Source organism: Demequina aurantiaca (assembly GCF_050598105.1).
Classification (GTDB): domain Bacteria; phylum Actinomycetota; class Actinomycetes; order Actinomycetales; family Demequinaceae; genus Demequina; species Demequina aurantiaca_A.
The window spans coordinates 164430-177899 of record NZ_CP192436.1; the positions used below are offsets into that span (position 1 = coordinate 164430).

At 67.5% G+C, this 13470-nt stretch carries 17 protein-coding genes; 11 read left to right on the top strand and 6 right to left on the bottom strand.

Annotated elements, in window-relative coordinates:
- The first annotated feature begins 3 nt into the window (after positions 1–3).
- Positions 4–396, top strand: coding sequence for a PLD nuclease N-terminal domain-containing protein (locus ACQU6B_RS00715; protein WP_430868133.1), 393 nt, complete (start codon positions 4–6; stop codon positions 394–396).
- 107 nt (positions 397–503) lie between these two features.
- Here the strand turns inward: ACQU6B_RS00715 and ACQU6B_RS00720 are convergent, their stop codons facing one another.
- Genes ACQU6B_RS00720 through ACQU6B_RS00730 form a run of 3 tightly spaced genes read right to left on the bottom strand, consistent with a single transcriptional unit; the run spans position 504 to position 3450 of the window.
- Positions 504–1574, bottom strand: a complete 1071-nt coding sequence (locus tag ACQU6B_RS00720; RefSeq protein ID WP_430868134.1) for a hypothetical protein — start codon at positions 1572–1574, stop codon at positions 504–506.
- Positions 1571–2809: a sensor histidine kinase gene (locus ACQU6B_RS00725; RefSeq protein WP_430868135.1), complete on the bottom strand. Its 1239-nt coding sequence runs from the start codon at positions 2807–2809 to the stop codon at positions 1571–1573. The genes ACQU6B_RS00720 and ACQU6B_RS00725 overlap by 4 nt, the downstream gene beginning before the upstream one ends.
- Complete coding sequence (locus tag ACQU6B_RS00730; RefSeq protein ID WP_430868136.1) at positions 2806–3450, bottom strand: response regulator transcription factor; 645 nt, start codon at positions 3448–3450, stop codon at positions 2806–2808. Before ACQU6B_RS00730 ends, ACQU6B_RS00725 begins: the two co-directional genes overlap by 4 nt.
- 189 nt (positions 3451–3639) lie before the next feature.
- On the opposite strand from ACQU6B_RS00730, the gene ACQU6B_RS00735 reads away from it, so the two are divergent.
- A complete protein-coding gene (locus ACQU6B_RS00735) occupies positions 3640–4323 on the top strand; it encodes a hypothetical protein (RefSeq protein ID WP_430868137.1) in 684 nt (227 codons plus the stop codon).
- Between the two features lie 28 nt (positions 4324–4351).
- Here the strand turns inward: ACQU6B_RS00735 and ACQU6B_RS00740 are convergent, their stop codons facing one another.
- Both ACQU6B_RS00740 and ACQU6B_RS00745 read right to left on the bottom strand, forming a co-directional pair.
- Positions 4352–5116 carry a hypothetical protein gene (locus ACQU6B_RS00740; protein WP_430868138.1) on the bottom strand — a complete coding sequence of 255 codons (765 nt, stop codon included), beginning with the start codon at positions 5114–5116 and terminating at the stop codon, positions 4352–4354.
- Positions 5113–5916, bottom strand: a complete 804-nt coding sequence (locus ACQU6B_RS00745) for an exodeoxyribonuclease III (RefSeq protein ID WP_430868139.1) — start codon at positions 5914–5916, stop codon at positions 5113–5115. The genes ACQU6B_RS00740 and ACQU6B_RS00745 overlap by 4 nt, the downstream gene beginning before the upstream one ends.
- 53 nt (positions 5917–5969) lie before the next feature.
- Between ACQU6B_RS00745 and ACQU6B_RS00750 the strand changes: the two genes are divergently transcribed.
- From ACQU6B_RS00750 to ACQU6B_RS00770, 5 genes are all read left to right on the top strand, one after another.
- A complete protein-coding gene (locus ACQU6B_RS00750) occupies positions 5970–6728 on the top strand; it encodes an SDR family NAD(P)-dependent oxidoreductase (protein WP_430868140.1) in 759 nt (252 codons plus the stop codon).
- 44 nt (positions 6729–6772) lie between these two features.
- Complete coding sequence (gene pyrE, locus ACQU6B_RS00755) at positions 6773–7339, top strand: orotate phosphoribosyltransferase (protein ID WP_430868141.1); 567 nt, start codon at positions 6773–6775, stop codon at positions 7337–7339.
- A gap of 43 nt (positions 7340–7382) precedes the next feature.
- The gene (locus ACQU6B_RS00760) at positions 7383–8288 is read left to right on the top strand and encodes a hypothetical protein (RefSeq protein ID WP_430868142.1); all 906 of its coding nucleotides are present in this window, start codon (positions 7383–7385) and stop codon (positions 8286–8288) included.
- A gap of 99 nt (positions 8289–8387) precedes the next feature.
- Entirely contained in the window at positions 8388–8948 is a 561-nt protein-coding gene (locus ACQU6B_RS00765) for a LemA family protein (RefSeq protein ID WP_430868143.1), read from the top strand.
- Between the two features lie 44 nt (positions 8949–8992).
- Positions 8993–9700, top strand: coding sequence for a hypothetical protein (locus tag ACQU6B_RS00770; RefSeq protein WP_430868144.1), 708 nt, complete (start codon positions 8993–8995; stop codon positions 9698–9700).
- A 33-nt stretch (positions 9701–9733) separates the two neighbouring features.
- On the opposite strand, the gene ACQU6B_RS00775 is transcribed toward ACQU6B_RS00770, so the two are convergent.
- Positions 9734–10435: a VTT domain-containing protein gene (locus ACQU6B_RS00775; protein WP_430868145.1), complete on the bottom strand. Its 702-nt coding sequence runs from the start codon at positions 10433–10435 to the stop codon at positions 9734–9736.
- A 122-nt stretch (positions 10436–10557) separates the two neighbouring features.
- On the opposite strand from ACQU6B_RS00775, the gene ACQU6B_RS00780 reads away from it, so the two are divergent.
- The 4 genes from ACQU6B_RS00780 (at position 10558) to ACQU6B_RS00795 (ending at position 13444) form a co-directional block, all read left to right on the top strand.
- Positions 10558–11163, top strand: coding sequence for a TrmH family RNA methyltransferase (locus tag ACQU6B_RS00780; RefSeq protein ID WP_430869255.1), 606 nt, complete (start codon positions 10558–10560; stop codon positions 11161–11163).
- 64 nt (positions 11164–11227) lie between these two features.
- Positions 11228–11635 carry a hypothetical protein gene (locus tag ACQU6B_RS00785; protein ID WP_430868146.1) on the top strand — a complete coding sequence of 136 codons (408 nt, stop codon included), beginning with the start codon at positions 11228–11230 and terminating at the stop codon, positions 11633–11635.
- A 133-nt stretch (positions 11636–11768) separates the two neighbouring features.
- Positions 11769–12128, top strand: a complete 360-nt coding sequence (locus ACQU6B_RS00790) for a YciI family protein (protein WP_430868147.1) — start codon at positions 11769–11771, stop codon at positions 12126–12128.
- Positions 12129–12172: 44 nt separating this feature from the next.
- Entirely contained in the window at positions 12173–13444 is a 1272-nt protein-coding gene (locus ACQU6B_RS00795) for an RNA polymerase sigma factor (protein ID WP_430868148.1), read from the top strand.
- Positions 13445–13470: the final 26 nt, after the last annotated feature.

The window sequence follows — 13470 nt, forward strand, 5'->3', positions numbered from 1 at the left end:
GTAATGGATTTTCTCAGTGACTTCGTGAACGTGCTTCTGTACACGCTCTGGATCTTTGTCTTCGTGCTGTTCATCATGCTCGTTGTGCGCATTCTGATGGACATCTTCCGCGACGCTAGCCTCGGCGGCGGCGGCAAGACCCTCTGGGTCATCTTCGTCATCTTCCTTCCGGTTCTTGGTGCGCTGATCTACCTCATCGCACGCGGCAAGGGCATGACCGAGCGCAACATCGCAGACGCACAGGCGATGCACACCGCGCAGGTCGAGTACACGCGTTCACTCGTGTCCGAGGGCACCGGCGCCGCAGCTGACATCAAGTCGGCTCACGCACTCCTCGAGGCTGGCGCAATCAACCAGGCCGAGTTCGACAAGCTCAAGGCAAAGGCACTCGCCTAAGCCTGACGTATCCACGTCGCGAGAAGCGGGTGTCCCCAACGGGGCCACCCGCTTTTTTGCGTTGTGACACCGAGTAGAGCCGTTCGCGCGATAGCGGAAACCGACACCTAGAGAGTGATGACGATGCCGAACTCGTCGAGCGAGACGCGGCGGGGAGCGTCGTCGGCGCCAGAGACCACGGTCACGGCGACTTCGCGGCCCTCGGGGAGCATCCGCGCGGTCACCGTTCCGCACTGAGTCTGCTCTAGGGCCTCAGTGACGCTGGCACCCAGCCGACGCATGGCATCCCCGGACGGAAGCGGCGCGCCGCGGTCGTCCAACAGGTTGACCGTGACGCCGCGAGCACGCGCGTCACGGGCAGCGGCCGAGATGCTCGGCAACGTAAGCGAGCGGCCGCGCACGCTGTCTCGAACCTCCGCCTCCACCGTCTGAAATACCCGGCGGTCGGCGTCCGTGAGCGGAGCGCCGGAGGCGATGCGCTCGAGGTGTGGCACCGCGAGGGCCGCCAACTCGGCGGCGCGCAGGCGACGAATCTCAAGACCGGCATCGGCGGCCGCCGTCGCGACAGCCGCATCGATGGAGCGCGCGGTGAGGGTGTTGATGGTGCGTGCGGTACGACGCAGGCTCGTGGCGAAGAGCGTGGCCACCAGCAAGATGGCCATGTGCATCTGCACCAGGCCCAGCACGAACATCGGCGAGAGCCCCACGCTCAGCGCCCAGATGGTGGTGATGGCGGTGAGCAGCGCCATTCCCAGCCAGGCAATCAGGGCGCGACGCCGTAGCGCCAGGAAGAACAGCAGCCACGTCGCAGCACCCAGGTGCCACGACTCGCGTCCCAGGTCGCCAGTGTCGGGAAGGTACCAGGAGATCACGAGGGCGCTGCCGCACACCGCCCCGATGACCGCGATGGTGCTGGGCCACGGTAGCGGGTCCGCGTGCGGCCGCATCACGATCAGCGCACCGGCGCTGATCAGCGCGAGCGCCACGAACGAAGGCCACGGGGCGGCCATGCGGTCGAGCGTCGCGAGGGTGAAAACTACATTCGACGCGATGAACAGGAATAGGACGACTCGCGCAGGCACCGCCTCGAGTCGCAGCAGTTCGCTGACGTCCGTGGGGGTCGAGGCGATATCGGCGGGCGCGAAGAATTCTCTTCCGTTGGCCGCGTGCGACGTCATGAGCGGCTCCACGACAGCGTGACCGTGGTGCCGGAACCGGGATGCGACTCCACTGAGGCCTTGCCTCGCGGGATGGACTCCATGCGCTCCATGATGCTGACTCGGATGCCGAGGCGACGCGGCCCAACGGCGCGAGGTGAGAATCCGCACCCTGTGTCGCGCGCCACCACCTCGATGCCGGCGGAGCTCACGTCTACATGGACCTGGCGAGTCACGGGCACGTCGCCCGCCCCCGCGTAGCGTGCGCTGTTTCGCATGGCCTCTCCGAGTGCTTCTGTGGTCGCGGCGACGACGACAGGTGGAATTGGGGTGGAGTCGCGCAGCGAGAACGAGAAGTCGACGGCGCCGATGGCGTCGTTGACCGTGGAGCGCAGCGCCGCCGTAAACTCCTCCGGGCTATAGAACGCCCTCTCGGTCTGGTCCTCAGTGATCGCGCTAATGGCCCCGAGTGCACGCGCCGCCTGTTCGACTAGGCCGTCCGCCGGGTCTAGCCTGCCTGCGGTCAGGAGAACCGACATCACGTCGTCATGGACGATCGCGTTGATTCGGGTCTGCTCGCGGTCCCTCGACCGTCGGACGGCCTCGTGGGACGCCTGCGTGCGGGCGCGCCCCGCGACGCGGTCCTGCCGGTCGGCGGCCATGACTACTGCCATGGCGACACCCATGAGGATGAGGGAGAAGACCATGCCGCCGAGTCCGTCGAGAACAGCATCGAGCGTCGAGTCTTTGCGGGCCAGTATCTGGTTGACGGCGACGATGGGCCCGGTGGCGAGTGCGTAGGCCCACACCCATCGCCCCTGCCAGCGAACGGCGGTGATGGTCGCGGCCATGGCCGTCACGCCCTGAAGCCAGGGTGACGCGTCGTGCGACAAGAACTCCGGCAGCATTGCGGGCACCCATAGCAGCTCCGCCACGACGAACCCTATGGACACCGTCGCGGCGAGCGCGTACATCGCCCGAATCGGCAGCACGAACGGGAGTACGACGAAGGACGCCGGGAGCAGGATCACCACAGACAACGACGCCCACGCGTAGATGGGAGCCAGTTGCTCCATCTGGCTAATAATTCCGCCACCACCGGTGAGGAGCAGGGCACCGAACACGATCGCGCCAATGCCGGACGCGAAGAACAGCATTCGCTGCATGCGGTGGCGGGCCTCATGAGTGACCATTTCCGCCCGCGGCGTCAAACTACCCACTGACTCGCTAGCCGGCGCTGCCGCTTCTGCCGTCATGCGGGGCCCTCGAGCAGGCCATCCTCGAGGGCTCGTTTGTAGAGATCGATCCGCGTGGTGGCGGGGCGACCGACATTCGCGTATTTACGGCGAATCCGGCTGACATAGTCGGCGACCGTGTCCCGCGACAGCTGCGCGATCGAGGCCACCGATGTGGCGGTCTCCCCGGAGGCGTAGAGCGACAGGATTTCCTGTTCGCGAGCACTCAGCTTGGCGTCCGGCAGTTGAGTGTCGGAGTCGATCGCAGCGGCCCAGTCGACGCCGAACACCTCGCGGCCGTGCGCCGCGGTACGGATCGCATCGAGCAGGGTCTCCGGGTCCGCGGACTTTCGGATCAAGCCCAGGGCTCCGGAACGGGCGGCGGATTGAATCATCCGACGGTCCTCGGCGCCGGTGTACACCAGCACGTGGGCCCCGCGCGCGTGCACGGCTCGGACGTTGTCCTCGGGCATAGAGCCGTCGGCCAGTCGGAGGTCCAACACCACCAACTCGACGCTTTCACCCAGCCCGTCGAGCTCAGCCACGGTCTCCACCATGCCCACCAGGCGTAGGTCGTCCGCGGTCGCGATGAGGTCCCGGAACCCCAGCGCGATCAGCGCGTGATCCTCGACCAAGGCGATTGTCTTCTGCGTTGAACTCATATAGTGCCCTCCCCCTGCTCAACAGAGTAGTGGGGGCGGCGGACACTCGGACTCAATTACCCCCTTTTGGGGGGCTTTACGGACGAGACCGGCGGTGGCAGGCTCGAGAGTGCGGTACTTGAGGGTGCCGCCGCTGAGGGGAGTACCGTTTCGCGCGGTGCTGGCGACGTCGCTATTGGGAGAGGCCAGATGTACTGGACTACAGGGGAGATTGCACTCCTCGCAACCGGCATTCTGTTCGCCGTTGTAGTGCTGCTCGGCCGAACCACGCGGGCGCGACTGTCACCCGCCTCGTACGCACTGTTTGCCTCCGCCGCGGTGATCTGCCTCGTGGCGGCAGCGCTCCTTGTCAATGTCGAGTACGTCGAGTACCCGCCCTTGGTGTGGCTACTGCCAGTGGTTCCCGCAGCCGTGATCGCGCTCGTCTTGCGTGACGCGTTCAGGGAAGAGGCGCCAGCGGCGAGTGAGCCACCAGTCGAGGATGCGACCCCAGTGGTGACTCCCGTGATCGAGCGGCCGCGGGCCGCCTCGCTGCCAGGGATTCCCCCCGGCCCCAGCATTGTCATGCGTCCGACTCGCCATCCGGTGTACGAGTGGTCGGTGGACGAGGCTGCGGCTAGGGCTCACGCCCACAACCCGCACACGAGTGCCACGGAACTCGCGGATCTTGCGTACGAGTACCCGGCGCTTAGAGCCGCGGTGGCAGCCAACCCGGCGACCCCCTCGGCCGTCTTGGACTGGCTCGCGACGTCAGGTGACCCTGTGCTGATCGCGGCCATCTCTTCGCGTGGCTCGTCCATGCCGATATGCGATAACGCGGCCAGGCACCTCACGGGCCGTTCCGGCGACTTCCGAACGCTGAGCAGGCACTGACGGCCTTCGCGGCGAGCAGGTGGTCGGGCTAGCCGATCACCGCGTCGGCCGTCGCGTCGTGGGCCGTACCCGCTCCGTACGAACCGGCAACGGGGCGCTCCGTCGTCACGACGCACACGCCTGTACGATCACCGAGATTCCAGGTCTGGGCGGAGGGCACCCATGCCAGCCACTCGAACTCGGGGGCGTCGGGGGAGGGCGGCAGTCCGCTGACCGCAGGGTCGAGTTGAGCCGCGCAAAACGTCAAGACGGCGGCGCGGGCCTGCTCGGTGCCGGGCCACTCCCCGGACGTGAACGTGTAGCTCACCAGCGCCTCGGCGTGGTGGGGGTCTGAGCATCGCACCACTTCAACGGGCCCAGTGGAGTCGGCAGCGGGGGCGTCCTTGATGCACATGCCGCTGACCACCTGACCGGTGTGAAGCGTGCCCGTCACGCCAAGCTCCGCTGGCTTCACTCCGGACGACCTGTGGTCCAGCACCGCCGCCCATCCGATTCCCCCCACAATCAGGGCGATCGCGGCGATCATCGTGACGAAGACCCACCGGCCGTTGGCTCGGCCACGGCGACCGCGCCGTGTGCGCCCGGGACGCCCTGCCGGCGGCCGGTCCCCGCTCCTGATGGTCGCGCCTTGCGCGGCGGGCCCCGCCTGCGCGACCCCCGCATCGGCAGTGGTGTCCCGGGCAGCGGTCCCGGGCAATGGTGGCGGCGCGAAGTCGTAGCCGTGGGCGGCGGCGCCTGCGTGTTCGGGCTCGGCGGCGGAGCCGTCCCCTGCGGGAGGGGAGCCGTTCGTCACAGCGGCGCGCCCGCCTCGTCAATGTCGAGCACTACCGGGACGTGGTCGGAGGGTCCCTTTCCCTTGCGTTCCGCGCGCACGATGCTCACGTCGACGGCGCGCTCGGCGAGAGACTGGGAGCCATAGATGAAGTCGATGCGCAGGCCCTCGGCCTTGGGGAATCGCAGCTGCTTGTAGTCCCAGAACGTGTAGGTGTTGGGCTCGGGGAGGTAGCGGCGCGAGAGCTCCTCGAAGCCGGCCGCCTCGAACGCGTGAAACGCCTCGCGGGCCTCCGGGGTGACGTGGGTGGCCGCATCCGCGTCCGCCTCGGACCAGATGTCCTCGGTGCGCGGCGCGACGTTGAAGTCGCCGACGAGGGCGGTGGGCACGTCAGCCCAGGTGGTCGCGGCGGCGCGAAGCTCGCGCAGGAAGGCCAGCTTGTAGGCGTAGTGCGGGTCGGCGACGCCGCGGCCGTTGGGCACGTACAGGCTCCACACGCGGACGCCGCCGCACGTCGCGCCAAGTGCGCGTGCCTCGACAACCACGTCCTGTCCCGGCTTGCCGAATCCGGGCTGATTCTCGAAGTGGTCCTGCACGTCTTCGAGGCCGACCCGGGAGGCGATGGCCACGCCGTTCCACTGATTGAGGCCGTGGACGGCGACCTCGTAGCCGGCGTCCGTAAATGCCTGGAGCGGGAACTGCTCGGGCTTGCATTTGATCTCCTGCATCGCGAGCACGTCGGTCTGCGACCGTTGCAGCCAGTCCACCACCCGTTCCTGACGGGCACGGATCGAATTCACATTCCAGGTGGCTAGGCGCATGACTCCACGCTACCGGAGCGCGCCCGCGCCGATGCGTCGCGTAGCCTCGAACTATGGCAACAGCTTTGGTGACCGGCGCATCGGCCGGATTGGGCGAGGAATTCGCGTGGCAGTTGGCGACCGCGGGGCACGACGTGGTCCTGGTCGCCCGTTCTGCGGACAGGCTAAGCGAACTCGCGGACGTGATTCGCTCTGCGACCGGGGTGGGCGCCGAGGTGCTTCCCGCCGATCTGTCTACGCAGACGGGGCGTGACATCGTCGAAGCGCGCATCGCCGACGCGGATCGCCCTGTGAGCATGGTGGTGAACAACGCAGGCTTCGGCCTGGGCGAGGGATTCCTGGACACCACGTGGGAGGCTGAGCGCGCGGTACTCGACGTGATGGTGACCGCAACCCTGCAGCTGTCCCACGCCGCGGCCAAGGCGATGGCGACGCGCGGACACGGCGCGATCGTCAACATCTCGTCGATCGCCGCCTACCTGGCGAATTCGACCTACGCCGCCCACAAGAGGTGGATCCTCGACTTCACAGAGGGGCTCGCCGGAGATCTTAAGGGCACCGGTGTGACCGCCACGGCAGTGGTGCCGGGCCTGGTTCGCACCGAGTTCCACGATTCCGAGTCGCTCGAGCACATGAAGAGCGACTACCCGAACGTCGCTTGGCTCACTGCGGACACGGTAGTGACGGCGGCGCTCGCGGGCGTGCGTCGCAAGCAGGTGGTGGTGACGCCATCCGCGCGCTACTTCGCCGCATCGGGACTGCTACGCCTGATGCCCAAGTCCGTGACGCGGGCCCGCGGCGGGCGGCCGTAACGCGGGGCGCCAGAGGCAAAGCCGCACGCCGCTAGGCTGGCGTCATGACAACTGGCACCCCCCGCGAGGAGCTTCGCGACCTCATTAAGGACCTTGCCGTCGTGCACGGTCGCATCACGCTCGCTTCCGGCAAGGAGGCCGACTACTACGTCGACCTGCGTCGCATCACGTTGCATCACAGGGCCGGGCCGCTCGTCGGTCACCTGCTCCTGGATCAGCTCGAGGAGCAGGGTTTTGGGCCGGCGGAGATCGACGCAGTGGGCGGACTCACGCTCGGCGCCGACCCGGTCGCGACCGCGCTCATGCACGCGGCGGCCTCGCGCGGCCTCGAGCTCGACTCGTTCGTGGTGCGCAAGGAAAACAAGGCGCACGGCCTGCAGCGGCGGATTGAGGGCCCCAGCGTGGTGGGCCGCAAGGTCGTCGCGGTCGAGGACACCTCGACCACCGGCGGCTCCGTGCTGACCGCCGTCGAGGCACTGCGCGCCGAGGGCGCGATCGTGGTGGCCGTTGCGGTGATCGTGGACCGCGACACCGGCTCGCGCGAGCGCATCGAGGCGGAAGGGCTGCCCTACCTGTACCTTTACGGCCTCGAGGACCTGGGTCTGGCCTAAATGGCTCTTTCCCCATGGACACCGCGAGCGCTAGGGTGAGCGGATGCGTCAGACGCTGAGTCTCAGAAGGGTCGCGAGGTTGGCGTCCGTGGCCCTGTTTGCGGTGTCCGCCATTCTGTTCGTGGCGGGCCAGTCGATCTGGTGGGTGGTCGCGGCGGGGGTGTTCGGCGCCGCGGTCTGGATCTTTGAGGCCGTCCACGCGCACCGTCACCGCAGCGAGTACGCCGAGTTCGCCTTGCTTCACGGCTGGGACTTCGCCCCGCGCACCACCGAGTACAACTCCCGGTTCGCGAGCGCTCCGTTCGCAGTAGGCGGCGACCGTCAGCAGCTCGACGTCCTGCGCGGCAAGCTGAACGGGCTCGAGTGCGCGACCTTTACTCACGTCTACGAGACCGGCGGCGACGAGCCTGCGGACAAGCGCAAGCATCCCTTCCAGGTGACGCTGGTCGAGCTCCCCGTCAACCTCCCTCGCCTCGAGTTGATCCCCGAGTCGCTGGCGCAGCGGGTGGCCAAGACGGTGGGCGCGATGGACATCGACTTCGAGTCGGAGGCGTTTAACAGGCGGTGGCGTGTCCGTGCGGCGGACCGCAAGTACGCCCACGACGTGCTGGACCCGCGGATGCTAGAGCGGCTCATTCAGCCCGACGCGGAGGGTGCCATGATCCGCATCGAGGGCGGGGCGGTCATGACGTGGCAGTCCGGCCGCGTGGGGGTGGAGGGGCTTGCTACCCGGCTCGGGGTACTGACCGCTATCGCGCGCCGGATTCCCGACCACGTGTTGCGTGAATACACCGAGCGCGGCCTCGCCTCGCGGCACGGAAAGTACCTTCCGGACGGCGAACACCACCGCCCGCTAGTGGGGCCCGACTGGGCCACGACCCCAGGGGTACTCACCTCCGGCCAGTACACCGGCATCGGCGTCGAGGACGACGACAACCCGCGCGTCTAGCGAGGGTGCTCCGCCTGGCTCACCCCCGGAGCTACTTCGCGCCGCGGGGCCCGGGGCACTAGCATCGGCACTAGTTACTCATCTAGGGAGACAGCTCAAATGGAATTCTTCTTTATCGCGCTCGCGGTGATTCTGGTCATCGCCGTGGTGTGGGCAATCAGCGCCTACAACGGCCTGGTCCGGCTGCGCAACCTCGTGCAAGAGGCCTGGCGCCAGATCGACGTTGAACTGCAGCGTCGCCACGACCTGATCCCCAACCTTGTCGAGACCGTCAAGGGCTACGCGTCACACGAGAAGACCACGCTCGAGGACGTCACCCAGGCGCGCACCATCGCCGCCGCTCCGGGCTCGACGCCCGGCCAGCAGGCCCAGCAGGAGAACGTGCTGACGCAGGCGCTAGGCCGCCTGTTCGCGGTCGCCGAGGCGTACCCCGACCTCAAGGCAAACACGAACTTCCTCGAGCTTCAGCGCGAGCTGACCAACACCGAGGACCGCGTGGCTGCAGGACGCCGCTTCTACAACGCGAACGTGCGCGAGATCAACACCAAGGTCGAGACCTTCCCCACCACCATCATCGCGAGCATGTTCGGCTTCCATCGCGAGGAGTACTTCGAGACCGAGGACGCCGCCGCGCGCCAGGCTCCCGACGTCCAGTTCTAACTGCCCCCGACCATGCCTTCGGGTAATCGCGTAAGGCAGAGCTGATGGAGGCAATCTTCGCTCTGGTGTTCGTCATGATTGTGCTGTTGAGCGTTGCGGCTATCGGTGGCGCGATCTGGTTTGCGATCCACCGGCACAAACGTGAGAAGGCGCGGCGGGCGGCGCTCGCGTCGTATGTCACCGCGCGTGGGTACGGGTACCTCCCGGAGTACAACGAGCGCGCTCAGCTGTTCGTGAGCAACCCGTTTGGCCTGGGGAACAACCGTCGCGCGTTGGACGTGGTGTGGGGCGCGGTAGGCGGGCGTCCGTTCGAGACCTTCGCGTACCGCTTCGAGACGCAGACCACCAACGGCCAGGGCCAGACGCAGACCCAGGTGCACCCCTACCAGGTCGCCTGGATTCCGATGCCGGCGTCGGTACCGACCATGCGGCTCACCGCGGATGGCGCCTTTCAGCGATTCTTCGCCAAGATGGGCGCTAAGGACCTCGAAGTGGAGTCACACCACTTCAACGAGCGGTGGAAGGTGTGGTGCGCAGACGAGCGCATCGGACACGCCGTGCTGACCCCCGCGCTGATCGACTTCATGCTCGCGCCCGGGTGGGCGGGCCGGAGCCTCGTGATCGAGGGTCGCCTGCTCATGACGTACTCGAAGGGGCACACCAATTTGACCGACCTTGAGGGCGTGGTGGGCGGGCTTTACGGATTCCTCGACCAGATGCCCAAGTTCCTCTTCACTGACCAGCAGTACTAGTTCGGTCACGGGCGGTCACCGGTCCGGTTAGCGTCAGTCCAGCTCTTCGACGATGACCGCAGCGGCACGCCGCACCTCGACGCGGTGCTTGATCGCCTCGAAGATGATGGGCAAGAGCGACACGAACACCACCAGGATGAGCGCGACCTCGATGTTGTCCGCCACGATGGGGAACCCGCCCAGCCAGTAGCCGAGCAGCGTGACGCCCACTCCCCACAGCAGTGCGCCAATGAGGTTGTAGCGCGCGAAGTGTGCCCAACCCATGCGCCCCACGCCGGCCGCAACCGGGATGTACGTGCGCACAAACGGCACGAATCGCGCGAGGATGATCGCGCGCGGGCCGTACTTGTCGAAGAACTTCTCCGTCTGATCCGCGTACTCCTGCTTGAAGAGTCGGGAGTTTGGCCGCCGGAATATTCGCGGCCCCGCGAAGTGGCCGATGCCAAACCCGATCTGGTCGCCGACGAACGCGGCGGCGCCCATGGCGAGGGCCGCGACCCAGATGGGTAGGTCGATCGCGCCGGTTCCCACGAACAGCCCGACGGTGAAAAGCAGCGAGTCGCCCGGTAGGAAGGGGAACAACAGGCCGGTCTCGATGATGATGACCATGCAGATCGCGAACACGGCCCACGGTCCCCAACGGTCCAGGAAGCCGTTGATGAGGAAATCTGGGTCGAGCCAGTCGGGCCCGAGGGTGGGCAGCGGCATGGCGGCGAGCGCGGCGGCGAAGGTCACGCGGATACTCTACGTGGGTGAGCGAATTTAATGCGGCCGATGCGGCGAGCGGCGATGCCCTAGAGCCCAAGGGCGGGGCGTCCGAAGCGGCGCCCGACCGCGAAGCTGTACTCGACTATGGAGTGGGGCCCTGGGAGGGCCCGCTGCCGGAGGGACCCCAGTGGGACCCGGAGCTCCTGCGCGAGGGAGACCGCCGCAACGTGGTGGACCGCTACCGGTACTGGAACCATGACGCGATAGTCGCGGATCTCGACGCCCGCCGGCACGTGTTTCACGTGGCGATAGAGAACTGGCAGCACGACTTCAACATCGGTTCCGTGGTCCGCACCGCGAACGCCTTCATGGCGCACGAGGTCCACATTGTGGGCAAGCGCCGCTGGAACCGGCGCGGCGCGATGGTCACCGACCGCTACCAGCACGTTCGCCACCACCCCACCGTCGAGGAGTTCGTGGCGTGGGCGCACGGCGAGGGGCTGGCGGTCATCGGCATCGACAACCTGCCCGGCTCCGTGCCCATCGAGACGTACGATCTGCCCCGCCGCTGCGTGCTGGTCTTTGGCCAAGAGAGCGTAGGCCTGACCGACGCGGTGCGGGAGGCGGCCGATGCGACGCTCGCCATCGCGCAGTACGGCTCCACCCGGTCCATCAACGCGGGCGCCGCGGCTGCTATTGCGATGCACTCGTGGGTGCGCCACCATGGGGATGTGAGCGCGGGCCACACCGACTAGCGGTCCGTTCTTGCCGTGGTCTGCGCTGACAGGCGTGGATTCGTTCCACTCATGGAGGCTCGTGATGTCTGCTGTCCCCGTCGACGGGTCGCCATCGAGCGCGCGGTTCCAGAGCCAGTGGCGCTACTTCCCCTTTGTTCAGGCGGGTGCGGCCGCCGTCCTGATCTTCCTCAATGTCACCTCCGAATTTGACCAGGCTGGGACTGTGACGCTCTTGGTCTGGGCGGTGCTGCAGGTCATCGCGTATCACCAGTGGCCTGACCACCCGTTCCGCTATCGAGTCTTCTCGGCGCTCGCGGGCCTGATCGTATTCTCGGCCTGCTTCCTGCCCGCATTCTTCCTAGCGGAACCCGTGGGTGCCGTCGCCGCCCTGGCCCTCGCGGCCATCGGATCCGCGCCCACCTGGGCCCTCGCCATCTGGGTGCTGAGGCGCAGAGCGCAGGAACCGGTCCCTGCAGCCGTCTCCACATAAGTCGCCGCGCGGCCTCGACCAAAAAACTCGTGCTTCAAAGAAAAATGAATAGGGCTGTCGATCCAAGGCGGCCGTTGCGTCATACCAGTGAGACCCGGGATGGGCCCGGGCTCGCCACTACGGAGGACATGCCATGAAGTACCTGCTGATTATTGCCTCGGACCCCACGCTCCCGTCGCCCGCACCCGGCGACGACGACTTTGGCGCGTACATGGACGCCTGGACGGCCTACACCGAGGAACTCGAGAAGGCCGGCGCCTACGTTGGCGGCGAGGCACTCCTGCCGGCGGACACCGCGACCACCGTGCGCCACGTGGACGGTGCGACGACCATCGTCGACGGGCCGTTTGTGGAGCTCAAGGAGCACCTGGGTGGCTACTACGAGATTGACGTGGACACGCTGGACGACGCCATCGGATGGGCCAAGAAGCTCCCTGTGGGCACCGGCGCGGTCGAGGTGCGCCCCATCATGCCGACGGGACCGGAGAGCTGACACTTACGCCACGCGACGGCGAGCGCGCGGGGGAGGACTCCGCGGTGGACGCCCAACTGACGCGAGTGGCACGCGAGGAGGGCGGGCGCCTGCTCGCACTCCTCGCGGACCGCGTGGGCGGCATCGACCAGGCGGAGGAGTGCCTGCAGGAGGCGTACCTGCGCGCCGCGACCGCGTGGGACGCGTCAGGAGTCCCTGACAATCCGGCGGCCTGGGTCTACACCGTCGCGCGCAACGCGGGCATCGACCGACTGCGGCGCGAGAAGGCATCGGCGCAACGCGTCTCTGCGCAAGCCCGCGTGCTGGGCGCCGGCGTGGTCGACGATGCGAATGGTAGCGTCGGTCGCGACGGCACCAACGGCCCAGACGAGGTACAGGCTGCGCTCCTGATCGCCGAGTACTCGACGGTCGGCGACGAGCAGCTGCGCCTGATGCTGCTGTGCTGCCACCCGGCGCTGGCGCCCGACGTCCAGGTGGCGCTGACCCTGCGGCTGGCGGGCGGCCTCACGACCGCCGAGATCGCGGCGGCGTACCTGGTGCCGGAGGCCACCGTGGCCCAACGAATCGTGCGGGCCAAGCGCAAGATCCGCGATGCGGGCATCCCGCTGACGATTCCGGCCGACCTTTCCGAGCGCGCCGCGGTGCTGACCGCCGCACTCGCGTTGATTTTTAACGAGGGCTACCTCGCTCATACCGAGGCCGCGGGAACGCTGACGCGCACGGAGCTCGCGGACCAGGCCATTCGGCTCACAGCGACGGCGGCCGATGCGTTGCCGGACGAGCCGGAACTCGGGGGATTGCTCGCCGTCGAGTTGTTTCATCGCTCGCGTGAGCGCGCACGCGCCGACGCTGACGGGGTGCTGGTGCGCCTCGATGACCAGGACCGGGCGCTGTGGGATCGCACGATGGTCGCGCGGGGGTACGCGGCCTTGTCGCTCGCCTTGGCGCAGCGGCGCATGGGTCCGTGGCAGGTTCAGGCGATGATTGCCGCGGAGCACACGCGCGACCAACCGGACTGGGCGCGCATCGTCCGCTATTACGACCTATTGCTCACCATGACGCCGGGGGCGGTCGCTGAACTTAACCGCGCGGTGGCGGTGGCCGAGGCGGATGGGCCGCAGGCGGGCCTTGACGCGCTGGAGGCGATCGAGGGGCTCGACAACTATCACCTGTTGCATGCCGCCCGGGCGCACCTGTTGGCGCGCCTTGGGCGGGATGCCGAGGCCGGCGCGCATTGGCGCAGAGCGGCCTCGCTCACCCACAACCCGTCTGAGCTTGCCTTCGTTGCCGCGCGGCTTCTTGAGACCGAGACTTGAGTCGCGGGACCAAGGTCCGGTGCCTT